The sequence below is a fragment of the Pseudomonas sp. Z003-0.4C(8344-21) genome (assembly GCF_900104975.1).
GTDB classification, from domain to species: Bacteria; Pseudomonadota; Gammaproteobacteria; order Pseudomonadales; family Pseudomonadaceae; genus Aquipseudomonas; species Aquipseudomonas granadensis.
This window is the reverse complement of record NZ_LT629756.1, coordinates 4,647,185-4,668,871: the sequence shown is the minus strand read 5'-3', so window position 1 is coordinate 4,668,871 and position 21,687 is coordinate 4,647,185. Positions and strand designations below refer to the sequence as shown.

The window sequence follows — 21,687 nt, the reverse complement described above, 5'->3', positions numbered from 1 at the left end:
GGAGTGCGCTTGTCGTGCTCTCTCGCTTTTTTACGTTAAGAGGTGATGGGCATGGACATGAGCGTAAAGCTTAACGTGTCTTATCCGGCTCCCAAGCCAGTGACACCGGTTGCTGACAAACCGTCAGAGCTGCCTAAAGTCCAAAAGACTGAAGCACCGGTCGCTGCCAAGGATCAGGATTCGGACGGCGCCAAGTTGAAACTGGCGGTGCAAGAGATCGAAAAGTTCGTCCAGTCGATCAAGCGTAATCTGGAGTTCTCGATTGACGAGCATTCCGGCAAAGTCATCGTCAAGGTGATCGCAAGCGAGACAGGTGAAGTCGTTCGACAGATTCCTTCCGCCGAAGCCCTCAAGCTGGCGGACAGCCTCGCCAACGCAAGTCACGTGTTGTTCGACGCCAAAGTCTGATAAATGGCATGAATAGTGTTTGTTCGTTCCCAAGACGCCTTTAACGGTCAAAAGAATGGCAACAATCTGAAGGGAGATGCACATGGCAAGTCCAATTCTACCGGGTTCCGGACTGGGTTCTGGCCTGGACATCGGCGCGATCGTGACTGCGCTGGTCAACGCCGACAAGTCTGCCAAGCAGACACAGATCGATACCGCGACCAAAACCAACAGCCTGAAGATTTCCGGCGTCGGTTCGCTGAAAAGTGCATTGGCGGCATACCAGAAAGCAATGGGTGATCTGAACAAGGCAACGAGCCCGGCGTTTGCCGGTTTTACTGCGACTTCGGACACGCCGACTGTTGTCGGTGCCACATCGGATAAAACCGCCGTACCGGGTACGTATAGCGTCGTTGTGAAAAATCTGGCCACCGGCTCGAAAGTCGCCAGTGCCGCCTTCGCCGGCGGGGCCGCCAGTGCCATTCCGAGTGGTACTCTGAAAATCAGTCAGAATGGCATTGATTACAATGTCGCGATTCCGGCCAATGCCACCTTGCAGTCCACGCGCGATGCGATCAACACCGCGCAGGCCAGCAACGGTATTTCGGCCAACATCGTGACCGACAGCACCGGTTCGTCGCGACTGGTGCTCAGCTCGAACAAGACGGGTGCCGGCATGGACCTGAAGGTCAGCGGGATCGCTGGTCTGGAGATCGATGGCACCCAGGAAATGGGCAGCAGCCCGGCGGCCGGTGCGTCCGGTGCTGTCGGTAAGCTGGCGATGGATGCCAGTCTGACCATCGACGGCCTGGCCGTTACCAGCAAGACCAATACCGTGACCGGTGCAATCAGCGGCATGACCCTGAATCTGGTCACCGCAAGTCCAGTCGTCGGTGGCGTGGCAACACCGTCTACCGTGTCGGTCGCTACCAATACCGCCGGGATTCAGACGTCGCTGCAGTCGTTCATCGACTCCTATAACACCTTGAAGAAAACCATCGACACCTTGTCCAAGGCAACGCCGGACGCGGATGGCAATCTGACCGTTTCGGCAGCGTTCACGGGTGACGCTCTGCCGCGTTCGCTGATGGCGGACGTGCGCGCTCAGTTGACCGATCCAGGGGCGGGCGGAGCAGGGCAATTGTCCGTACTGTCGCAGATGGGTGTGTTGACTGACAGCAAGACTGGTTTGCTCACGCTCGACACTGCCGTGTTCAACAAGCGTATGGAAACCCCGGGCATGGCTGGCCAGGTCCAGCAATTGTTCAGCGGTACCGACGCGAAAAACGGTCTGTTGGCACGCATGAGCGCGGCGGTCGATCCCTACGTCAAGACGGGCGGGCTGCTCGATCAGCGCAGTTCCAATCTGACCAACCTGACGAGCAGCTTGCAGAAGCAGCAGGTGGCGCTCGACTTGCGCGTCGCCAACCTGACCACGACGTTGACCGCCAAGTACAACGCCATGGACTTGCTGGTAGGGCAGATGAAAGCGACGGCGAGCAACATCACCTCGTTCTTCAGCTCGCTGAACGCGCAGCAGTCCGCGAAGTAACCGTTGGTAACGACAAAAACCCGGCTACGCTAGCTCAGCGTGTGCCGGGTTTTTGTCTTTTGATCTAAAGTTTTCAGGCTCGTTGGCGATACACTGGTTATACGAGTCATTGTGGCAAATGAGGTAGAACATGAACCCGATGTTAGCCCTTCGGCAGTATCAGAAAGTCGGTGCCCATGCGCAGACATCCGAAGCGAGCCCGCACCGTCTGGTGCAAATGTTGATGGAAGGTGGCCTGGCCCGTATCGCTCAGGCCAAAGGCGCCATCGAGCGCAAGGACATTCCTGGCAAGTGCACGTCGATCAGCAAGGCGATCGGCATTGTCAGCGGTCTGCGCGAAGGTCTCGACCTGGAAAACAACGCCGAAGCGCTGGCCGACCTGGATGGCCTGTACATTTACATGATGAAGCGTCTCGCCGAGGCGAACATCAGCAGTGACCCGCGCATTCTCGACGAGGTTGCCGGCTTGCTGAGCACGGTCAAGGAAGGCTGGGACGCCATCGCGCCTGTGCCTGCTCCGCAGTTCTGAAGGAGAGCGTCATGAGTCTTGTATTGCAGCGAATTGCCGATACCCGTGAAGCGCTGGTCGGTGCTCTGGCCGAACGCAATTGGGAAGCCATCGGCGAGTTGGATCTGGCGTGCCGGTCCTGCATGGAAGACGTCATGGCGGAAGCCTCGCTGGACGAAGTCGCCTTGCGCGACAACCTCGAAGAGCTGCTGTTCGTTTACAAGGAGCTTCTCGAAGTGGCCATGGGCGAGCGGCAGGCGATAGCCAACGAGATGTCGCAGATCACCCAAGCGCAAAAAGCGGCCAAGGTTTACCATCTGTTTGGTTGATTAACCGTCAGTTAATCCAGGCATATGCGCCATAAATTTGACTGTGCACGGTTTTTTGACTTAACTAGTGGCTATTATCAGATTTAGGGCGTCTACAGGCACATGGTGTCCTGCAAGCGTCTCGCTTGCCCCATTTTTCGGGCATTGAGTTGACTAGGGAAGTTGCTATTGCATGTGGCGTGAAACCAAAATTCTGCTGATCGATGACGATAGCGTCCGCCGCCGCGACCTGGCGGTGATTCTGAATTTTCTTGGCGAAGAAAATTTACCCTGCGGCAGCCATGACTGGCAGCAGGCAGTCGGCTCTTTGTCGTCTAGTCGTGAGGTCATTTGCGTACTGATCGGGACCGTCAATGCTCCTGGTGCGCTTTTGGGCTTGTTAAAGACACTCTCAACCTGGGATGAGTTCCTTCCGGTTTTGTTGATGGGCGATAATTCTTCCGTCGACTTGCCTGAAGACCAGCGCCGCCGGGTGCTTTCGACCCTTGAAATGCCGCCCAGCTACAGCAAATTGCTCGATTCGCTGCACCGTGCCCAGGTCTATCGCGAGATGTACGACCAGGCCCGCGAGCGCGGTCGTCATCGTGAACCCAATCTGTTCCGCAGCCTCGTCGGCACCAGCCGGGCGATTCAGCATGTGCGTCAGATGATGCAGCAGGTCGCCGACACCGACGCCAGCGTGCTGATCCTCGGCGAATCCGGCACCGGCAAGGAAGTGGTCGCGCGCAACCTGCACTACCATTCCAAGCGTCGTGACGCGCCGTTCGTGCCGGTCAACTGCGGGGCGATCCCGGCAGAGCTGCTGGAAAGCGAACTGTTCGGCCACGAGAAGGGCGCTTTCACCGGGGCGATCACCAGCCGTGCCGGGCGCTTCGAGCTGGCCAACGGCGGTACGCTGTTCCTCGATGAAATCGGCGACATGCCGCTGCCGATGCAGGTCAAACTGCTGCGCGTGCTGCAGGAGCGCACCTTCGAGCGCGTGGGCAGCAACAAGACCCAGAGCGTCGACGTGCGGATCATTGCGGCGACGCACAAGAATCTCGAAACCATGATCGAGATCGGCAGCTTCCGCGAAGACCTCTACTACCGCCTGAACGTGTTCCCGATCGAGATGGCGCCGCTGCGTGAGCGCGTCGAAGACATCCCGTTGCTGATGAACGAACTGATCTCGCGCATGGAACATGAAAAGCGCGGTTCGATCCGTTTCAATTCGGCAGCGATCATGTCGCTGTGCCGTCACGGCTGGCCGGGCAACGTCCGCGAACTGGCCAACCTCGTTGAGCGCATGGCGATCATGCACCCGTACGGGGTGATCGGCGTGGTCGAGTTGCCGAAGAAATTCCGCTACGTCGATGACGAAGACGAGCAGATGGTCGACAGCCTGCGCAGCGATCTGGAAGAGCGCGTGGCCATCAACGGCCACACGCCGGATTTCAGCGCCAACGCATTGCTGCCGCCAGAAGGTCTGGATCTCAAGGACTACCTCGGTGGTCTGGAGCAGGGTCTGATCCAGCAGGCGCTGGACGATGCCAACGGCATCGTGGCGCGGGCGGCGGAACGCCTGCGTATCCGTCGTACCACGCTGGTTGAGAAGATGCGCAAGTACGGCATGAGCCGGGCCGGAGGAGACGAACAGGCGGATGATTGACGCCTGTTTTGCAAGTGCTTCATCTATAAGCGCTTTTTTTTAGGCACGGGTATTGCTACAGCCCTCGCAACGTTCCGTTTCACTGACGGTCAGCCAAGCGAGAGAGCACAATGCCCCAAGCCGCCCAGATCTCTTCTGCCTCCAATATCGTGGGGCAACCCTCGTCCGTAGAGCAGGCAAGCCGTCAGGGCCTTGAGCAGGCGTTCGAGCTGTTCAACCAGATGTCCAGCCAGTTGACCGACTCCTACAGCATGCTCGAAGCGCGGGTGACTGAGCTCAAGGGCGAGCTGGCCGTGGTCAGCGCTCAGCGCATGCAGGAGCTGGCGGAAAAGGAACGCCTGGCCAACCGTCTGCAAAATCTTCTTGATCTGTTGCCCGGTGGCGTCATCGTCATCGACGGCCACGGTATTGTCTGCGAAGCCAATCCGGCCGCCATCGAATTGCTCGGCCTGCCGCTGGAAGGCGAGTTGTGGCGCCAGGTGATCGCCCGCTGCTTCGCACCGCGCGAAGACGATGGTCACGAAATCTCGCTGAAAAACGGTCGACGTCTGTCGATTGCCACCCGTTCGCTGGATGCCGAGCCGGGGCAGTTGGTGCTGCTCAACGATTTGACGCAAACCCGTCATCTGCAGGATCAACTGGCGCGCCACGAACGTCTGTCATCACTCGGACGCATGGTCGCTTCGCTGGCCCACCAGATTCGCACTCCGTTGTCCGCCGCGCTGCTGTATGCCAGCCATTTGACCGAGCAGGAGCTGCCGGTCGCCACGCAGCAGCGTTTCGCCGGGCGCCTGAAAGAGCGCCTGCATGAGCTGGAGCATCAGGTGCGCGACATGCTGGTGTTCGCGCGCGGCGAGTTACCGCTGACCGATCGCCTCACTCCCAATGCGTTGATGCAGGCGCTGCAAGCCGCGGCGCTGACCCATGTGCAGGACTTGCCGATCCGCTGGCAGTGCGACAGCCATGCCGGCGAGCTGCTATGCAATCGCGACACGCTGGTCGGGGCGCTGTTGAATCTGATCGAAAACGCGATTCAGGCCAGCCCCGGCGCAGTCCGTCTGAAAGTCCATTGCTACACCCGCGACAACACGCTGCGCCTGAGCATCAGCGACAGTGGCAGCGGTATCGAACCGGCCGTACTGGCGCGGCTTGGCGAACCGTTTTTCACCACTAAAGTCACCGGCACCGGCCTCGGCCTGACCGTGGTCAAGGCAGTGGCGCGGGCGCATCAGGGAGAATTGCGGCTGCGTTCGCGGGTCGGCCGCGGCACCTGCGCGCAGGTGATCCTGCCATTGTTTACTGCCGCACAAGGAGTTGAGTGACTGCCATGGGCATCAAGGTGTTGCTGGTCGAAGATGACCGTTCGTTGCGCGAAGCGCTGGCCGATACGCTGTTACTGGCCGGGCACGATTACCGCGCGGTCGGTTGCGCCGAAGATGCATTGACGGCCGTGGCACACGAAGCGTTCAGCCTGGTGGTCAGTGACGTCAATATGCCGGGCATGGATGGCCATCAATTGCTCGCACTGCTGCGCGCGCGTCAGCCGCAATTGCCGGTGCTGCTGATGACCGCCCACGGTGCGGTCGAACGCGCCGTCGACGCGATGCGTCAGGGCGCGGCGGATTATCTGGTCAAGCCGTTCGAACCCAAGGCGCTGCTCGATCTGGTGGCGCGGCATGCGCTCGGCAGCATCGGTGGCGTTGAAGCTGAAGGGCCGATAGCCGTCGAGCCGGCCAGCGCGCAGTTGCTCGATCTCGCCGCGCGGGTGGCGCGCAGCGATTCCACGGTATTGATCTCCGGCGAGTCCGGCACCGGCAAAGAAGTGCTGGCGCGCTACATTCATCAGCAGTCGCACCGCGCCAATCAACCGTTCATTGCGATCAACTGCGCGGCGATCCCCGACAACATGCTTGAAGCGACGTTGTTCGGTCATGAGAAGGGGTCGTTTACCGGCGCCATCGCCGCCCAGCCCGGCAAGTTCGAACAGGCCGACGGCGGCACCATTTTGCTCGATGAGATTTCGGAAATGCCCCTTGGCCTGCAAGCCAAGTTGCTGCGCGTCCTGCAGGAGCGTGAAGTCGAGCGCGTCGGCGCACGCAAGCCGATCACCCTGGATATCCGCGTGGTCGCCACGACCAACCGTGATCTGGCGGGCGAAGTGGCGGCGGGGCGCTTCCGTGAGGATCTGTTTTACCGCCTGTCGGTTTTCCCCCTGGCCTGGCGTCCACTTCGCGAGCGCACTGCCGATATCCTGCCGCTGGCAGAAAGATTGTTGGCCAAACACGTCAATAAAATGAAGCACGCCGCAGCAAGACTTTCGCCTGAAGCGCAAGCATGTCTCACGGCCTACCCATGGCCAGGCAATGTGCGTGAACTGGATAACGCCATTCAACGGGCGCTGATCCTGCAGCAGGGCGGGTTGATTCAGCCGCAGGATTTCTGCCTCGCTGGTGCGCTGCCGGTTGCAGCTTTGCCGGTCACTGCGCCGGCGATTCGAGAGCTTGAAGTCGAAGCGGATTCGTCCGGTGCGCTGGGCGATGACCTGCGCCGTCGGGAGTTTCAGATGATCATCGACACCCTGCGGGCCGAGCGCGGCCGACGCAAGGAAGCAGCGGAAAAACTCGGCATCAGCCCGCGTACCCTGCGCTACAAACTGGCGCAGATGCGCGATGCCGGGATGGACGTTGAAGGCTATCTGTTCGCCACTTGAATCACCGCGCAAACAATCAAAATGCTTTTCTCAAAGGGGTGCCCATTAGCTGGCACCCTTGTTGCTAATACCTGTGTACCCGCCGAGTGAAGTGTCAAAAAATTGCGGGCCGCCCAAGAGAGTAGACCATGAGCCAAGGTATTGAATTTAATCGGTTGATGATGGACATGCAGGCCATGAAAGTGGATGCCATGTCTGCGCGCAAATCGACCGCCGCTGTTCCTGAACTGGCGGGCAGCAGCTTTTCCGACATGCTCGGTCAAGCGATCAACAAAGTCAGCGATACCCAACAGGCGTCGACTCAACTGGCCAACGCATTCGAGGTCGGCAAGAGCGGCGTCGATCTGACCGACGTGATGGTCGCGTCGCAGAAAGCCAGCGTGTCGTTCCAGGCTCTGACCCAGGTGCGCAACAAACTGGTTCAGGCGTATCAAGACATCATGCAGATGCCGGTATAAGGGCGAGATTGAGTCATGGCAGAAGCAGTCGCTGATAACGTTCCGGCCAAGGCCACCCCGATCGACGGTAAACCGCCGCTGTTCGGCCTGTCCTTTCTGGAAAACCTTTCCCAGATGACCGTGCTGCGTCAGGTCGGCCTGTTGGTCGGTCTGGCGGCGAGCGTGGCGATTGGCTTTGCCGTGGTGCTGTGGTCGCAGCAGCCGGATTACCGTCCTTTGTACGGCAGCCTCGCCGGCCTGGACGCCAAGCAGGTCATGGAAACCCTGGCCGCCGCTGACATCCCTTACAACGTAGAACCCAATTCCGGCGCCTTGCTGGTCAAGGCCGACGATCTGTCCCGTGCGCGGATGAAACTCGCAGCCGCTGGTGTCACTCCCAGCGACGGCAACATCGGTTTCGAAATCCTCGACAAGGAACAAGGTCTGGGCACCAGCCAGTTCATGGAAGCGACCCGTTATCGTCGCGGCCTCGAAGGTGAACTGGCGCGGACCATTTCCAGCCTGAACAACGTCAAGGGTGCCCGCGTGCACCTGGCGATTCCCAAAAGTTCGGTGTTCGTGCGTGACGAGCGCAAGCCGAGCGCTTCGGTACTGGTCGAGCTGTACAGCGGTCGTTCGCTGGAGCCTGGCCAGGTGGTAGCGATCATCAATCTGGTGGCGACGTCCGTTCCCGAGTTGAGCAAATCGCAGATCACTGTCGTCGATCAGAAGGGCAACCTGCTCTCCGATCAGGCGGAAAATTCCGAAATGACCATGGCCGGCAAGCAGTTCGATTACAGCCGCCGCATGGAAAGCATGCTCACCCAGCGCGTGCACAATATTCTGCAACCGGTACTGGGCAACGATCGCTACAAGGCTGAAGTCTCCGCCGACATCGATTTCAGTGCCGTCGAATCGACCGCCGAGCAGTTCAACCCGGATCAACCGGCGTTGCGCAGCGAGCAGTCGGTCAACGAACAACGCACCGCCAGCAATGGCCCGCAAGGTGTGCCGGGTGCCCTGAGCAACCAGCCACCGTCGCCAGCCTCGGCACCGCAATCCACCGGCGGCGCTGCTGCTCCGGCGGGGATGATCCAGCCAGGTCAGCCATTGGTCGATGCCAACGGTCAGCAGATCATGGACCCGGCCACCGGCCAGCCGATGCTCGCGCCGTACCCGGCGGACAAGCGTCAACAATCCACCAAGAACTTCGAGCTCGACCGTTCGATCAGCCACACCAAACAGCAACAGGGCCGTCTCAATCGCCTGTCGGTGTCGGTAGTGGTCGACGATCAGGTCAAGGTCAACGCGGCCAACGGCGAAACCAGCCGTGCGCCGTGGACCGCCGACGAATTGGCGCGCTTCACCCGTCTGGTGCAGGACGCCGTCGGTTTCGACGCCAGCCGTGGCGACAGCGTCAGCGTGATCAACATGCCGTTCTCCGCCGAGCGCGGCGAAGTGATTGCCGATATTCCGTTCTACTCCCAGCCATGGTTCTGGGACATCGTCAAACAAGTGCTGGGTGTGCTGTTCATCCTGGTGCTGGTGTTTGGTGTGCTGCGTCCGGTGCTCAACAACATCACCGGCGGTGGCAAAGGCAAGGAGCTGGCCGGTCTGGGCAGCGACGTGGAACTCGGTGGCATGGGCGGCCTGGACGGCGAACTGGCCAACGACCGCGTAAGCCTCGGTGGTCCGCAGAGCATTCTGTTGCCGAGCCCGAGCGAGGGTTATGACGCGCAGCTGAATGCAATCAAGAGTCTGGTAGCTGAAGACCCGGGTCGCGTGGCTCAGGTCGTGAAAGAGTGGATTAACGCAGATGAGTGATAACCGAGCCGCCACCCTCAAACTGACCAAGGTCGACAAAGCCGCGATTCTGCTGCTGTCCCTCGGTTCGACCGATGCTGCGCAAGTGCTGCGTCACATGGGCCCGAAAGAAGTGCAGCGGGTCGGCGTGGCCATGGCGCAGATGGGCAATGTCCATCGCGAGCAGGTCGAACAGGTCATGAGCGAGTTCGTCGACATCGTCGGCGATCAGACCAGCCTCGGCGTCGGCTCTGACGACTACGTGCGCAAAATGCTCACCCAGGCGCTGGGCGAAGACAAGGCCAACGGCCTCATCGACCGCATCCTGCTCGGTGGCAACACCAGTGGCCTGGACAGTCTGAAATGGATGGAGCCGCGCGCGGTCGCCGACGTCATCCGTTACGAACACCCGCAGATCCAGGCGATCGTGGTCGCGTACCTCGACCCGGATCAGGCCGGTGAAGTGCTCGGCAACTTCGACCACAAGGTGCGTCTGGACATCATCCTGCGCGTCTCGTCGTTGAACACCGTGCAGCCCGCGGCATTGAAAGAGCTCAACCAGATTCTCGAGAAGCAGTTCTCCGGCAACTCGAATGCCTCGCGCACCACCCTGGGTGGCATCAAGCGTGCGGCCGACATCATGAACTTCCTCGACAGCTCGATCGAAGGCCAGCTCATGGACTCGATCCGCGAAGTCGACGAAGACCTGTCCGGTCAGATCGAAGACCTCATGTTCGTGTTCAACAACCTGGCGGACGTCGACGACCGCGGAATTCAGGCGCTGCTGCGCGAAGTGTCGTCCGACGTGTTGGTGCTGGCCCTCAAGGGTTCGGACGAAGGCGTCAAGGAAAAGATTTTCAAGAACATGTCCAAGCGTGCCGCCGAACTGTTGCGCGACGACCTCGAAGCCAAGGGCCCGGTGCGCGTCAGCGACGTCGAAACCGCGCAGAAGGAAATCCTCACCATTGCCCGCCGCATGGCCGAAGCCGGCGAGATTGTGCTCGGTGGCAAGGGCGGCGAGGAAATGATCTAAGCCCATGGACAAGCCTGACGAGTCTGTGACGGATCTGATCCGCGCCCGCGATGTTCGTGGTTTCGAATCCTGGGCGCTGCCCAGCTTCGACCCGCCAAAACCGGAACCCGAGCCCGAGCCGGAGCCCGAGCCGCCGGAAATGGAAGAAGTGCCGCTGGAAGAAGTCCAGCCACTGACCCTGGAAGAACTCGAAAGCATCCGCCAGGAGGCTTACAACGAGGGCTTCGCCATTGGCGAAAAGGAAGGTTTTCACAGCGCCACGCTGAAGGTGCGTCAAGAAGCGGAAGTGGCGCTGGCGGCGAAACTCGCCAGCCTCGAGCAACTGATGGCGCACCTGTTCGAGCCGATCGCCGAGCAGGACACGCAGATCGAAAAGTCGCTGGTCGACCTCGTGCAACACATCACCAAGCAGGTGATCAAGCGCGAACTGGCGATCGATTCAAGCCAGATCGAACACGTCATGCGCGACGCCCTCAAGCTGTTGCCGCTGGGCGTCGACAACGTGCGCCTGTACGTCAATCCGCAGGATTTCGAACAGGCGAAAAGCCTGCGCGAGCGCCACGAAGAAACCTGGCGCATCGTCGAAGACGAAGCGCTGATGCCGGGTGGCTGCCGGGTTGAAACCGCGCACAGCCGCATCGATGCGAGCATCGAGACCCGCGTTGCGCAGGTCATGGACAAGCTGTTCGACCAGTTGCACGAGCAGGCCTTGCACCCGGCCGAGGCCGACCTGAGTCTGGACATTCCCGACGACATCAAGCCGACGGCTGTTGCCGAAGAGCCGCTCGCGGACCACCCCGATGCGCCTTGAACGCACCAGCTTCGCCAAGCGCCTGAGCACCTACGCCGAGGCCACCGAAATGGCCGGCGCGCCGATTCTCGAAGGGCGTCTGCTGCGCATGGTCGGCCTCACGCTCGAAGCCGAAGGCCTGCGTGCGGCCATGGGCACGCGCTGCCTGGTGATCAATGACGACAGCTATCACCCCTCGCAGGTCGAAGCAGAAGTCATGGGCTTTTCCGGCAGCAAAGTCTTTCTGATGCCGGTCGGCAGCGTCGCCGGGATTGCCCCGGGCGCCCGCGTGGTGCCGCTGGCCGAGACCGGTCGCTTGCCGATGGGCATGAGCATGCTCGGTCGCGTGCTCGATGGCGCCGGTCGCGCGCTGGACGGCAAGGGCGGCATGAAAGCCGAAGACTGGGTGCCGATGGATGGCCCGACGATCAACCCGCTCAACCGTGACCCGATCAGCGTGCCGCTGGACGTCGGTATCCGTTGCATCAACGGTTTGTTGACGGTCGGTCGAGGCCAGCGTCTGGGCCTGTTCGCCGGTACCGGCGTCGGTAAATCGGTACTGCTGGGCATGATGACCCGCTTCACCGAAGCCGACATTATCGTCGTCGGCCTGATCGGCGAGCGGGGTCGCGAAGTCAAGGAATTCATTGAGCACAGCCTGGGGGAAGAAGGCCTCAAGCGTTCCGTGGTGGTGGCCTCACCGGCGGACGATGCGCCGCTGATGCGTCTGCGCGCGGCGATGTACTGCACGCGCATCGCCGAGTATTTTCGCGACAAGGGCAAGAATGTCCTGTTGCTGATGGACTCGCTGACCCGTTTCGCCCAGGCCCAGCGGGAAATTGCCCTGGCCATCGGCGAGCCGCCAGCGACCAAGGGTTATCCGCCATCGGTATTTGCCAAACTGCCGAAACTGGTCGAGCGGGCCGGTAACGCAGAGAAGGGCGGCGGCTCGATCACCGCGTTCTACACCGTGCTTTCCGAGGGTGACGACCAGCAGGACCCGATTGCCGACTCGGCGCGAGGCGTGCTCGACGGGCACATCGTGCTGTCCCGGCGCCTGGCCGAGGAAGGGCACTACCCGGCCATCGATATCGAAGCGTCGATCAGCCGGGTGATGCCAGCGGTGGTCTCGCCGGAACATATGCAGCGTGCGCAGTATTTCAAACAATTGTGGTCGCGCTATCAGCAGAGCCGCGACCTGATCAGCGTTGGCGCCTACGTCGCCGGCGGCGATCGCGAGACCGATCTGGCGATTTCCCTGCAACCGCAACTGGTCCGCTATCAGCGCCAGGGCCTCAACGACAAGATCACCATGGGCGAAAGCCAGGCCTACCTCGAGACCTTGTTCGCTCCGGCGGCGGGCGGGTAAGCGGTCATGGCCGTCAGCCGCGCCGCGCGCCTGGCACCGGTGGTGGAAATGGCCGAGAAGGCCGAGAAAACCGCCGTGCAACGCATGGCTTATTTCCAGGGGCAGGTGACAGTCGCCGAGAGCAAGCTCGCCGACCTCAATGCCTTTCGTCTGGATTACTCGCAGCAATGGATCGTGCGCGGCAGCACCGGCGTGTCCGGTCAATGGCTGCTCGGGTTTCAGGGCTTTCTGGCGCAGCTCGACACCGCCGTCGACCAGCAGCGCCAGAGTCTGGTCTGGCACCAGAACAACCTCGACAAGGCACGCAATGAGTGGCAACAGGCGTTCGCTCGCGTCGAGGGTTTGCGCAAACTGGTCCAGCGTTACCGCGACGAGGCGCAGCGTCTGGAAGACAAGCGCGAGCAGAAGTTACTGGATGAATTGTCCCAGCGCCTGCCGCGGCGTGATGCCTTCTAGACTTTACCCAAATCCCCTGTGCGAGCCTGCTCGCGAAAGCGCCGTGTCAGTCAACCCTGTAGTCAACTGACAGGATGCTTTCGCGAGCAGGCTCGCTCCCACACTTGTTCCCACATAGGATCAACCGTTGCGCCTTGCCCCATCACCATCCAGGTGCTAAACCTTGTACAGGTTCGTCAATGACAAGGAAGCCAGTCAATGTCAGTCGTTACAGAAGTATCACCCGATGGTCAAAAACTCACGATCGCGATCAAGGGGCGGTTCGATTTCGGTCGCCATCAGGAATTTCGCGAGTCGTATGAGCGACTTGCAAAGAAGCCCGAATCCATTGTGATTGACCTGAAAGAAGCCACCTACCTCGACAGCTCCGCGCTAGGCATGTTGCTTTTGTTGCGTGACCACGCCGGCGGTGATAACTCGGATGTGCAGGTGATTAACAGCAACTCCGACGTGCGCAAGATCCTCGCCATCTCCAACTTCGACAAACTGTTCGACATCAGTTGACGGCCATGCAGGCGCAAGAGCCGCTGACCGTGCTGATCGCCGAAGACAGCGCTGCCGATCGGTTGCTGCTGTCGACCATCGTCCGTCGTCAGGGCCATCACGTGCTGACAGCAGCGAACGGTGCCGAGGCGGTCGACACCTTCAAGCGGCAACATCCGGATCTGGTCCTGATGGACGCGCTGATGCCAGTGATGGACGGCTTCGAAGCCGCGCGCCTGATCAAGGCACTGGCAGGCGAGACGCTGGTACCCATCATTTTCCTCACCTCGCTGACCGAAAGCGAAGCGTTGGTCCGCTGCCTGGAGGCGGGCGGTGACGACTTTCTGGCGAAGCCGTACAACCAGGTGATCCTCGCCGCCAAAATCAAGGCAATGGATCGCTTGCGTCGTTTGCAGGCAACGGTCCTGCAGCAACGCGACCAGATTGCCCGACACCACGATTATCTGCTCAACGAACAGCGCGTCGCCAAAGCGGTGTTCGACAAGGTTGCGCATTCCGGTTGCCTGAGCGCGCCGAACATTCGTTATCTGCAATCGCCCTACGCGCTGTTCAACGGTGACCTGCTGCTGGCGGCCTACACACCGGCCGGTGACATGCACGTCATGCTCGGTGACTTCACTGGCCACGGCTTGCCGGCGGCGGTCGGGGCGATGCCGCTGGCCGAAGTGTTTTACGGGATGACCGCCAAAGGCTACGGCCTGGCTGAAACCCTGCGTGAGATGAACGCCAAGCTCAAGCGCATTCTGCCGGTGGACATGTTCTGCTGCGCCACACTGCTCTGTTTGAGTTTCCAGAGCCGTTCGGTGGAGGTGTGGAATGGCGGCATGCCGGACGGTTATCTGCACCGCATGGCCACCGGCGAGCGGGTGCCGTTGCCATCCGGACATTTACCGCTGGGCATTCTCAGCGCCGAGACCTTCGACGACCGCACCGACGTGTATCCGATGGCCATCGATGATCGGGTGTTCCTGTTGTCGGACGGGGTCATCGATACCGGCGATGGCAATGACCAGTTGTTCGGCGTCGAGCGCTTGCAGCAGGTGTTCGCCGCCAATCGACAGGCAGATCGCTTGTTCGAGGACATCGAGCAAGCGCTGCGCGATTTCGGTGGCGAGGCGCGTGACGACGTCAGCATGGTCGAGGTCAGCCTGCTCGAATCTGCGCCGGGGCAAAATCTGGCGCCGGTCTATTCCGACAGTGGGCAATCGAGCCCGCTGGACTGGTCGGTGAGTTTCGAATTCCGTGGTGCCACGCTCAAGCGCTTCAATCCTTTGCCGTATCTGTTGCAACTGTTGCAGGAGGTGCACGGGCTGCGCGCACAAAGTGGCGCGCTCTACAGCGTGCTGGCCGAGTTGTATTCCAATGCGCTGGAGCATGGCGTGCTCGGCCTGGACTCCAGCCTCAAGCGCGATGCGGCGGGTTTTGCGCTTTATTATCAGCAACGCAATGACCGCCTCGAAGCGCTGCAGGATGGATTTGTCCGGGTGCATCTGCAGGTGCATCCGCGCGGCGCGGGTGGTGGTCTGCTGATTCGGGTCGAGGACAGCGGCAAGGGTTTCGATGTAGCCAGGGTCATGGAGCGGCCGCTGGAAGGGCTCCGTCTGTCGGGTCGCGGTGTCGGCCTGGTCCGGCAATTGGGGCATAACGCCTGCTGGGCGGACGACGGTCGTAGTGCCTGCGTGGAGTTTTTCTGGGGGATTGAGGCATAATCCGCCCATTCTTGATCAAGGAGTGAGCAAGTGACTGACATACATGTAGATCGTGATGCGCTGAGCGTATTGCGTGAAGTGATGGAGGAGGGTTATCCAGAGCTTCTGGAGACTTTTCTGGCAGATTCCGAAAGTCGCCTGGCAGAACTGCGCAATGCAGCGGACGCCAAGGCGTTGGCGGAAGTTGCCCATAGCTTCAAGGGCAGCGCCAGTAATATGGGCGCGGTTCGACTGGCTGCGTTATGCCAGGATCTGGAGTCGAACGCCAAAGACAAGACGCCAGAAGCGCGCGCGCAGCTGGTTGCCAGAATTGCCGGTGAGTTCGCTGACGTGCGTCCTGTGTACGAAGGCGAAAAGCACCACGCCCATACCCACTGATCCGGCCGTCCGGCGCTTTTCCCAAGCGCCGGCAAGATCTGGCCCGGCACTTGCAGATAACTCCGCAACTGTACCTACGATCCCAGTGCAGCGGAGACCGTTTCATGCCTGCGACCCCCAACATCCTCATTCAGAATGCCGCTCAGGCCAAGGCGCAAGCCGCCTCGGCCAAAACGCCGGCAATGGCCGCAGACACCGGGGATAAAGCCTCCAGCTTCGCCAAAGTGTTCGCTGATCAGGGTCCGAACAAGCCCGTCGCCAGCGCTGACAATTCGCCCAAACCGGCGCGCGACAAGGTCGCCGATAGCAGCGGCAAAAAAGACCTCGGCAAGGATCCGTCTGCCGCTGCGCAGCCGGCGGTTGCCGATAGCGGCAACGACTTGCCTGCCGATAAAGCCGCAGCCAGCGATTACACTTCCGCCGATAGCGATGCCAACTCGGACGCTCCGCAGACTCCAGTCGTAGAAGCTCCGCCGGTTGATCCTGCGCTGGATCCGGCATTGGTTGCCGCTGCGCAACCGCTGATCGCCGCGCCTGTCGTGCAGACGCCTGCCGTCGTCGCCACTGCGCAGCCGGAAGCCGAGACGCCTGCATTGGTCGCTCTGCCGGGCATGGTCAAAGATCCGGCGGTTACCCCCGCCAGCGATTTCGATCCGTCCGCCGACCCGCTCGATTCGCTGCCGGCCGTGCGCATGGCGATGGAGCAGGGCGGGCATATTTCCGCCGCCAGCCAGGCGCAACCGAAAGCCTCGCCGGCCCAGGCTCAGGCCGACGGTGAATTGACTGCGGCACAAAATTTCGCGGCCGGCATGGCCAGCATGCTCGACGTGCAATCCGACAAGGACAGCACCAGCCAGGGCGGCGAGAAAGCGTTCAGCGGCTTGATCGACGATGGCCTCAAGGACCTGACATCAGCGACCAGCGATACCCGCGTCGATGACTTCGCCAACCGCTTGGCGGCACTGACCCAGGCCGCCACGCCGAAGACCGCCAATGCAGTGCCGGTGAATCAGCCGATCGCCATGCACCAGAGCGGCTGGACTGAAGAAGTGGTCAACCGCGTCATGTATCTGTCGAGCGCCAATCTCAAAGCGGCGGACATTCAGCTGCAACCGGCCGAACTCGGGCGTCTGGACATCCGCGTGAATATGGTCCCGGACCAGCAGACGCAGGTGACGTTCATGAGTGCGCACCCAAGCGTACGTGAAGCGCTCGACAGCCAGATGCATCGCCTGCGCGACATGTTCAACCAGCAGGGCATGGGCCAGGTCGACGTCAATGTCGCCGACCAGAACCGTGGCTGGCAGGGCCAGCAAGGCCAGGAGCAGGCGCAGCAGAACCAGAGCGGCCGCACCAGCGCTGCCGGCGGTCGCCTCGATTCGGTGGACGAAGAACCGGCACCGGCCAGCGTGACTGAAGTGGCAGCGCAGACCACCAGCGTGATTGGCAGCAGCGCGGTCGACTATTACGCCTGACTGCTTCAGATCAAGAGCCCCTCACCCTAGCCCTCTCCCAGAGGGAGAGGGGACTGATTGGGGAATGCTCAGGATGTGCGCCGTCCTGATCGTTTTGCGCTGAATCCAGTTGAGGCGCGCCCCTTGTCATCCGACTCGGAATCGACTCGGTCTTTCAGGTCAATGCATAACCAAAACCCGACTCAATCTGCTCCCTCTCCCTCCGGGAGAGGGCTGGGGTGAGGGTGGCTTTTTGACTTTGGCGTTGTCTGCGCACCCTCCGACACTTCTGGCATAACACTTGCTCTTGCCTAGCCGTGCAACTGTAAAACCCCCGATTAGTGACGGATTATTGGCATGGCGAAGAGCGAAGCAGCAGCGGTAAAAGACCCGGCAACCAAAGGCAAACTCAAGCTGATCATTGTGATCGTGCTGGCCTTGCTGTTGGCCATCGGTGCGTCCGTAGGGGCGACCTGGTTCTTCATGCACAGCGCCCAGAGCAAACCTGCCGAGGCCGCCGAAGCTGCGCCGGTCGGCAAGCAGCCGGCGATCTTCGAGCCGATGGCGCCGGCCTTCGTAGCCAACTACAACCAGAACGGCCGTCAGCGCTACATGCAGGTGAGCATCACCATGCTGGCGCGTAACCAGGCCGATCTGGATGCGCTCAAAGTGCACATGCCGGTGATCCGCAACAACCTGGTGATGCTCTTCTCCGGTCAGGATTTCGCCACGCTGGCGACCCCGGTCGGGCAAGAGATGTTGCGCCAGAAGGCCACCGCCAGCGTTCAGGAAGTGGCGCAGAAAGAGCTGGGCAAGGTGGTCATCGAACAGTTGCTTTTCACTAATTTCGTATTGCAGTAGGAACACGACATGGCCGTGCAGGATCTGCTGTCCCAGGATGAAATCGACGCGCTGTTGCATGGCGTCGACGATGGTCTGGTACAGACCGATAACGCTGCCGAACCCGGCAGTGTCAAAAGCTACGACCTGACCAGCCAGGATCGCATCGTCCGTGGACGCATGCCGACCCTGGAAATGATCAACGAGCGTTTCGCCCGCTACACCCGCATCAGCATGTTCAACATGCTGCGCCGCTCGGCGGACGTTGCCGTCGGCGGCGTGCAGGTGATGAAATTCGGCGAATACGTGCACTCGCTGTACGTGCCGACCAGCCTCAACCTGGTCAAGATCAAACCGTTGCGTGGCACCGCGCTGTTCATCCTCGACGCCAAACTGGTGTTCAAGCTGGTGGACAACTTCTTCGGCGGCGACGGCCGTCACGCGAAGATCGAAGGGCGTGAATTCACCCCGACCGAACTGCGCGTGGTGCGCATGGTGCTGGAACAGGCGTTCGTCGATCTGAAAGAAGCCTGGCAGGCGATCATGGAAGTCAACTTCGAGTACATCAACTCGGAAGTGAACCCGGCCATGGCCAACATCGTCGGCCCGAGCGAAGCGATCGTTGTCTCCACCTTCCACATCGAGCTCGATGGCGGTGGCGGTGATCTGCACGTCACGATGCCGTATTCGATGATCGAGCCAGTGCGCGAAATGCTCGACGCCGGTTTCCAGTCCGACCTCGACGACCAGGACGAGCGCTGGGTCAATGCCCTGCGCCAGGACGTGCTCGATGTCGACGTGCCGATCGGCGCCACCGTGGCCCGTCGCCAGTTGAAACTGCGCGACATCCTGCACATGCAGCCGGGTGACGTGATCCCGGTCGAGATGCCGGAAGACATGATCATGCGCGCCAACGGCGTGCCGGCCTTCAAGGTCAAGATGGGCTCGCACAAAGGCAACCTCGCGTTGCAAGTGATCGAGCCGATCGAGCGTCGCTGAGGCGACGCTTTCAACCCCCGCATTTAACCGAATTGTTGCCCGCCGAGGACACATGATGAACGACGATATGAACGCGCAGGACGATCAGGCACTGGCCGATGAATGGGCTGCGGCCCTGGAAGAAACCGGTGACGCCGGCCAGGCTGACATTGATGCGCTGCTGGCCGCCGACGCCGGTACTTCGAGCTCCAATCGCCTGCCGATGGAAGAATTCGGCAGCGTGCCGAAAAACAACGACCCGGTAACCCTCGACGGCCCGAACCTGGACGTGATTCTCGACATCCCGGTATCGATCTCGATGGAAGTCGGCAGCACCGACATCAACATCCGCAACCTGCTGCAACTCAACCAGGGTTCGGTGATCGAGCTTGATCGTCTGGCCGGCGAGCCGCTGGACGTGTTGGTTAACGGCACCCTGATCGCCCACGGCGAAGTCGTAGTGGTCAACGAAAAGTTCGGCATCCGCCTGACCGACGTGATCAGCCCAAGCGAACGCATCAAGAAGCTGCGCTGAGTGAAACGTTTTCTCTGGGCATTGCTGGCCTTGCCGCTGAGCGTGCTGGCCGCCGAGCCGAGCGCTTCCACTGCTGCGCCTGCCGCCACCGCGCCGATGGTCAACAGCGGCGTGGCCGGGCAATTGACGCAATTGGTGTTCGGCCTGCTGCTGGTGCTGGGCCTGATCTTCTTCCTCGCCTGGCTGTTGCGTCGGGTGCAGCAGGCAGGTCCGGCGGGCAAGGGCCAGGTGATCGAGCTGATCGGTTCGCGCGCGCTCGGCCCGCGTGACCGGTTGATGCTGGTGCAGGTTGGCAACGAGCAGATTCTGCTCGGCCTCAGCCCCGGCAGCATCACTGCGCTGCATGTACTCAAAGAGCCGGTCGAAGTGCCCACCGCCAGCGAAAAAGCCACACCGGAATTTGCCCAGCATCTGCTGAAGATTCTCGGCAAGGATCAGAAGGATACGAAGTAATGGCTGCGCTCCGCATCGTCTTGACGCTGGCCCTGATGCTGGCCGCGCCGTTGGCATTGGCTGCCGATCCGTTGTCGATCCCGGCGATCACCCTCGGCACCAACGCCGAGGGCGCGCAGGAATACTCGGTCAGCCTGCAGATTCTGCTGATCATGACCGCCCTGAGTTTTATTCCGGCGGCCGTGATCCTGATGACCAGTTTCACGCGGATCATCATTGTCTTCTCGATCCTGCGTCAGGCCCTCGGCCTGCAGCAGACGCCGTCGAACCAGATCCTCACCGGCATGGCGCTGTTCCTCACCCTGTTCATCATGGCCCCGGTGTTCGATCGGGTGAACAAGGACGCGCTGCAACCGTATCTGGCCGAAACCCTCACCGCGCAGCAAGCGGTGGAAAAGGCCCAGGTGCCGATCAAGGACTTCATGCTCGCCCAGACCCGCACCAGCGATCTGGAGCTGTTCATGCGCTTGTCCAAGCGCACCGACATCGCCACTCCGGATCAGGCACCGCTGACCATTCTGGTGCCGGCGTTCGTCACCTCCGAGCTTAAAACCGCGTTCCAGATCGGCTTCATGATCTTCATCCCGTTTCTGATCATCGACCTCGTCGTCGCGAGTGTGCTGATGGCCATGGGTATGATGATGCTCTCGCCGCTGATCATTTCGCTGCCGTTCAAGATCATGCTGTTCGTGCTGGTCGATGGCTGGGCGCTGATCATCGGCACCCTCGCCAGCAGTTTTGGAGGTGTTTCGCCATGACGCCGGAAGTCGCGGTCGATATCTTTCGTGAAGCGCTGTGGCTGACCACCATGATGGTCGCCATTCTGGTGGTGCCGAGCCTGTTGGTCGGCCTGCTGGTGTCGATGTTTCAGGCCGCGACGCAGATCAACGAACAGACCTTGAGCTTTCTGCCGCGTCTTTTGGTGATGCTGGTGACGCTGATCATCGGCGGTCCGTGGATCGTGCAGACGTTCATGGAATACATCATCCAGCTGTACAAAAACATTCCGATGGTCATCGGCTAAGCCATGCAATCGCTGCTTCAGCTGACCGACACCCAGATCAGCACCTGGGTGGCGTCGTTCATGTTGCCGCTGTTTCGCGTCGCCTCGATGCTGATGGTCATGCCGATCTTCGGCACCACCCTGATTCCACGGCGCGTGCGCCTGTATTTTGCAGTGGCGATCACGGTGGTGATTACCCCGGCGCTGCCACCGATGCCAGCTGTCAGCCCGCTGGATCTGAGCGGCCTGCTGCTGATCGCCGAGCAGATTCTGGTCGGCGCGGTACTGGGTTTTTCCCTGCAATTGTTCTTTCAGGCATTTGCCGTGGCCGGGCAGATCGTCGCGATCCAGATGGGCATGGGCTTCGCCTCGATGATCGACCCCACCAACGGCGTTTCGGTGGCGGTGATCGGGCAGTTCTTCACCATGCTGGTGACGCTGTTGTTCCTGTCGATGAACGGCCATCTGGTGGTCTTCGAAGTCCTCACTGAAAGCTTCACCACGCTGCCGGTCGGCGGCGGTCTGATGACCGCTCACTACTGGGAACTGGCCGGCAAGCTCGGCTGGGTGCTCGGCGCCGCGTTGTTGCTGGTGTTGCCGGCGGTGACCGCGCTGCTGGTGGTCAACATCGCCTTCGGCGTGATGACCCGCGCCGCGCCGCAACTGAACATTTTCTCGATCGGTTTTCCGCTGACCCTGGTGCTCGGCCTGTTCATTGTCTGGGTCGGGCTGGCGGACATTCTCAACCAGTATCAGCCGCTGGCCAGCGAGGCCTTGCGGTTGCTACGTGAACTGGCACAGGCGCGCTGAG

General features: G+C 60.9%; 24 protein-coding genes. All 24 read left to right on the top strand.

Annotated elements, in window-relative coordinates; translation table 11 throughout:
• Positions 1 to 51 precede the first annotated feature (51 nt).
• The 24 genes from BLU24_RS21065 to fliR all read left to right on the top strand — a co-directional run bounded on the left by BLU24_RS21065 (position 52) and on the right by fliR (position 21,686).
• A complete protein-coding gene (locus tag BLU24_RS21065) occupies positions 52 to 408 on the top strand; it encodes a flagellar protein FlaG (RefSeq protein WP_041479011.1) in 357 nt (118 codons plus the stop codon).
• A gap of 82 nt (positions 409 to 490) precedes the next feature.
• Complete coding sequence (gene fliD, locus BLU24_RS21060) at positions 491 to 1,939, top strand: flagellar filament capping protein FliD (RefSeq protein WP_093103483.1); 1,449 nt, start codon at positions 491 to 493, stop codon at positions 1,937 to 1,939.
• 130 nt (positions 1,940 to 2,069) lie between these two features.
• Positions 2,070 to 2,468: a flagellar export chaperone FliS gene (gene fliS / locus BLU24_RS21055; RefSeq protein ID WP_090282350.1), complete on the top strand. Its 399-nt coding sequence runs from the start codon at positions 2,070 to 2,072 to the stop codon at positions 2,466 to 2,468.
• Positions 2,469 to 2,479: 11 nt separating this feature from the next.
• Positions 2,480 to 2,776 carry a hypothetical protein gene (locus tag BLU24_RS21050; protein WP_016771085.1) on the top strand — a complete coding sequence of 99 codons (297 nt, stop codon included), beginning with the start codon at positions 2,480 to 2,482 and terminating at the stop codon, positions 2,774 to 2,776.
• 172 nt (positions 2,777 to 2,948) lie between these two features.
• A complete protein-coding gene (locus BLU24_RS21045; protein ID WP_090282351.1) occupies positions 2,949 to 4,424 on the top strand; it encodes a sigma-54 dependent transcriptional regulator in 1,476 nt (491 codons plus the stop codon).
• Between the two features lie 110 nt (positions 4,425 to 4,534).
• Complete coding sequence (locus BLU24_RS21040; RefSeq protein ID WP_093103480.1) at positions 4,535 to 5,746, top strand: sensor histidine kinase; 1,212 nt, start codon at positions 4,535 to 4,537, stop codon at positions 5,744 to 5,746.
• Between the two features lie 5 nt (positions 5,747 to 5,751).
• The gene (locus BLU24_RS21035; protein ID WP_093103477.1) at positions 5,752 to 7,134 is read left to right on the top strand and encodes a sigma-54-dependent transcriptional regulator; all 1,383 of its coding nucleotides are present in this window, start codon (positions 5,752 to 5,754) and stop codon (positions 7,132 to 7,134) included.
• 128 nt (positions 7,135 to 7,262) lie between these two features.
• Positions 7,263 to 7,592, top strand: a complete 330-nt coding sequence (gene fliE, locus BLU24_RS21030; RefSeq protein ID WP_090282354.1) for a flagellar hook-basal body complex protein FliE — start codon at positions 7,263 to 7,265, stop codon at positions 7,590 to 7,592.
• Between the two features lie 15 nt (positions 7,593 to 7,607).
• Positions 7,608 to 9,395 (top strand): flagellar basal-body MS-ring/collar protein FliF, encoded by a 1,788-nt coding sequence (gene fliF, locus BLU24_RS21025; protein ID WP_093103474.1) that lies wholly within the window; start codon positions 7,608 to 7,610, stop codon positions 9,393 to 9,395.
• Entirely contained in the window at positions 9,388 to 10,407 is a 1,020-nt protein-coding gene (gene fliG / locus BLU24_RS21020; protein ID WP_016984305.1) for a flagellar motor switch protein FliG, read from the top strand. Before fliF ends, fliG begins: the two co-directional genes overlap by 8 nt.
• A 4-nt stretch (positions 10,408 to 10,411) precedes the next feature.
• Positions 10,412 to 11,218, top strand: coding sequence for a flagellar assembly protein FliH (gene fliH / locus BLU24_RS21015; protein WP_093103471.1), 807 nt, complete (start codon positions 10,412 to 10,414; stop codon positions 11,216 to 11,218).
• Positions 11,208 to 12,566 (top strand): flagellar protein export ATPase FliI, encoded by a 1,359-nt coding sequence (gene fliI, locus BLU24_RS21010; protein WP_093103468.1) that lies wholly within the window; start codon positions 11,208 to 11,210, stop codon positions 12,564 to 12,566. The genes fliH and fliI overlap by 11 nt, the downstream gene beginning before the upstream one ends.
• Before the next feature lie 6 nt (positions 12,567 to 12,572).
• Positions 12,573 to 13,022: a flagellar export protein FliJ gene (gene fliJ, locus BLU24_RS21005; RefSeq protein ID WP_090282358.1), complete on the top strand. Its 450-nt coding sequence runs from the start codon at positions 12,573 to 12,575 to the stop codon at positions 13,020 to 13,022.
• A gap of 198 nt (positions 13,023 to 13,220) precedes the next feature.
• Positions 13,221 to 13,526 carry an STAS domain-containing protein gene (locus tag BLU24_RS21000; protein ID WP_093103465.1) on the top strand — a complete coding sequence of 102 codons (306 nt, stop codon included), beginning with the start codon at positions 13,221 to 13,223 and terminating at the stop codon, positions 13,524 to 13,526.
• A gap of 5 nt (positions 13,527 to 13,531) precedes the next feature.
• Positions 13,532 to 15,235 carry an ATP-binding SpoIIE family protein phosphatase gene (locus tag BLU24_RS20995; RefSeq protein ID WP_093103462.1) on the top strand — a complete coding sequence of 568 codons (1,704 nt, stop codon included), beginning with the start codon at positions 13,532 to 13,534 and terminating at the stop codon, positions 15,233 to 15,235.
• A gap of 30 nt (positions 15,236 to 15,265) precedes the next feature.
• Entirely contained in the window at positions 15,266 to 15,613 is a 348-nt protein-coding gene (locus BLU24_RS20990) for an Hpt domain-containing protein (RefSeq protein WP_093103459.1), read from the top strand.
• Between the two features lie 104 nt (positions 15,614 to 15,717).
• Positions 15,718 to 17,088, top strand: a complete 1,371-nt coding sequence (locus BLU24_RS20985; RefSeq protein ID WP_093103456.1) for a flagellar hook-length control protein FliK — start codon at positions 15,718 to 15,720, stop codon at positions 17,086 to 17,088.
• Positions 17,089 to 17,424: 336 nt separating this feature from the next.
• Positions 17,425 to 17,928, top strand: coding sequence for a flagellar basal body-associated protein FliL (gene fliL / locus BLU24_RS20980; protein ID WP_093103454.1), 504 nt, complete (start codon positions 17,425 to 17,427; stop codon positions 17,926 to 17,928).
• Between the two features lie 9 nt (positions 17,929 to 17,937).
• Complete coding sequence (gene fliM, locus BLU24_RS20975; protein WP_003222890.1) at positions 17,938 to 18,906, top strand: flagellar motor switch protein FliM; 969 nt, start codon at positions 17,938 to 17,940, stop codon at positions 18,904 to 18,906.
• 55 nt (positions 18,907 to 18,961) lie between these two features.
• On the top strand, positions 18,962 to 19,420 hold the full coding sequence (gene fliN, locus BLU24_RS20970; protein ID WP_016771070.1) for a flagellar motor switch protein FliN: 459 nt from the start codon (positions 18,962 to 18,964) through the stop codon (positions 19,418 to 19,420).
• A complete protein-coding gene (fliO, locus tag BLU24_RS20965; protein WP_093103451.1) occupies positions 19,421 to 19,873 on the top strand; it encodes a flagellar biosynthetic protein FliO in 453 nt (150 codons plus the stop codon).
• Positions 19,873 to 20,631 carry a flagellar type III secretion system pore protein FliP gene (gene fliP / locus BLU24_RS20960; RefSeq protein ID WP_093103448.1) on the top strand — a complete coding sequence of 253 codons (759 nt, stop codon included), beginning with the start codon at positions 19,873 to 19,875 and terminating at the stop codon, positions 20,629 to 20,631. Before fliO ends, fliP begins: the two co-directional genes overlap by 1 nt.
• On the top strand, positions 20,628 to 20,897 hold the full coding sequence (fliQ, locus tag BLU24_RS20955; RefSeq protein WP_016771067.1) for a flagellar biosynthesis protein FliQ: 270 nt from the start codon (positions 20,628 to 20,630) through the stop codon (positions 20,895 to 20,897). The genes fliP and fliQ overlap by 4 nt, the downstream gene beginning before the upstream one ends.
• Positions 20,898 to 20,900: 3 nt before the next feature.
• The gene (gene fliR / locus BLU24_RS20950) at positions 20,901 to 21,686 is read left to right on the top strand and encodes a flagellar biosynthetic protein FliR (protein WP_093103445.1); all 786 of its coding nucleotides are present in this window, start codon (positions 20,901 to 20,903) and stop codon (positions 21,684 to 21,686) included.
• Position 21,687 lies beyond the last annotated feature (1 nt).

Excerpts from the sequence above, each read along its gene's own strand:
- BLU24_RS21065 (WP_041479011.1), top strand. The coding sequence starts at position 52 with ATGGACATGAGCGTAAAGCTTAACGTGTCTTATCCGGCTCCCAAGCCA.
- fliD (WP_093103483.1), top strand. The coding sequence starts at position 491 with ATGGCAAGTCCAATTCTACCGGGTTCCGGACTGGGTTCTGGCCTGGAC.
- fliS (WP_090282350.1), top strand. The coding sequence starts at position 2,070 with ATGAACCCGATGTTAGCCCTTCGGCAGTATCAGAAAGTCGGTGCCCAT.
- BLU24_RS21050 (WP_016771085.1), top strand. The coding sequence starts at position 2,480 with ATGAGTCTTGTATTGCAGCGAATTGCCGATACCCGTGAAGCGCTGGTC.
- BLU24_RS21045 (WP_090282351.1), top strand. The coding sequence starts at position 2,949 with ATGTGGCGTGAAACCAAAATTCTGCTGATCGATGACGATAGCGTCCGC.
- BLU24_RS21040 (WP_093103480.1), top strand. The coding sequence starts at position 4,535 with ATGCCCCAAGCCGCCCAGATCTCTTCTGCCTCCAATATCGTGGGGCAA.
- BLU24_RS21035 (WP_093103477.1), top strand. The coding sequence starts at position 5,752 with ATGGGCATCAAGGTGTTGCTGGTCGAAGATGACCGTTCGTTGCGCGAA.
- fliE (WP_090282354.1), top strand. The coding sequence starts at position 7,263 with ATGAGCCAAGGTATTGAATTTAATCGGTTGATGATGGACATGCAGGCC.
- fliF (WP_093103474.1), top strand. The coding sequence starts at position 7,608 with ATGGCAGAAGCAGTCGCTGATAACGTTCCGGCCAAGGCCACCCCGATC.
- fliG (WP_016984305.1), top strand. The coding sequence starts at position 9,388 with ATGAGTGATAACCGAGCCGCCACCCTCAAACTGACCAAGGTCGACAAA.
- fliH (WP_093103471.1), top strand. The coding sequence starts at position 10,412 with ATGGACAAGCCTGACGAGTCTGTGACGGATCTGATCCGCGCCCGCGAT.
- fliI (WP_093103468.1), top strand. The coding sequence starts at position 11,208 with ATGCGCCTTGAACGCACCAGCTTCGCCAAGCGCCTGAGCACCTACGCC.
- fliJ (WP_090282358.1), top strand. The coding sequence starts at position 12,573 with ATGGCCGTCAGCCGCGCCGCGCGCCTGGCACCGGTGGTGGAAATGGCC.
- BLU24_RS21000 (WP_093103465.1), top strand. The coding sequence starts at position 13,221 with ATGTCAGTCGTTACAGAAGTATCACCCGATGGTCAAAAACTCACGATC.
- BLU24_RS20995 (WP_093103462.1), top strand. The coding sequence starts at position 13,532 with ATGCAGGCGCAAGAGCCGCTGACCGTGCTGATCGCCGAAGACAGCGCT.
- BLU24_RS20985 (WP_093103456.1), top strand. The coding sequence starts at position 15,718 with ATGCCTGCGACCCCCAACATCCTCATTCAGAATGCCGCTCAGGCCAAG.
- fliL (WP_093103454.1), top strand. The coding sequence starts at position 17,425 with ATGGCGAAGAGCGAAGCAGCAGCGGTAAAAGACCCGGCAACCAAAGGC.
- fliM (WP_003222890.1), top strand. The coding sequence starts at position 17,938 with ATGGCCGTGCAGGATCTGCTGTCCCAGGATGAAATCGACGCGCTGTTG.
- fliN (WP_016771070.1), top strand. The coding sequence starts at position 18,962 with ATGAACGACGATATGAACGCGCAGGACGATCAGGCACTGGCCGATGAA.
- fliP (WP_093103448.1), top strand. The coding sequence starts at position 19,873 with ATGGCTGCGCTCCGCATCGTCTTGACGCTGGCCCTGATGCTGGCCGCG.
- fliQ (WP_016771067.1), top strand. The coding sequence starts at position 20,628 with ATGACGCCGGAAGTCGCGGTCGATATCTTTCGTGAAGCGCTGTGGCTG.
- fliR (WP_093103445.1), top strand. The coding sequence starts at position 20,901 with ATGCAATCGCTGCTTCAGCTGACCGACACCCAGATCAGCACCTGGGTG.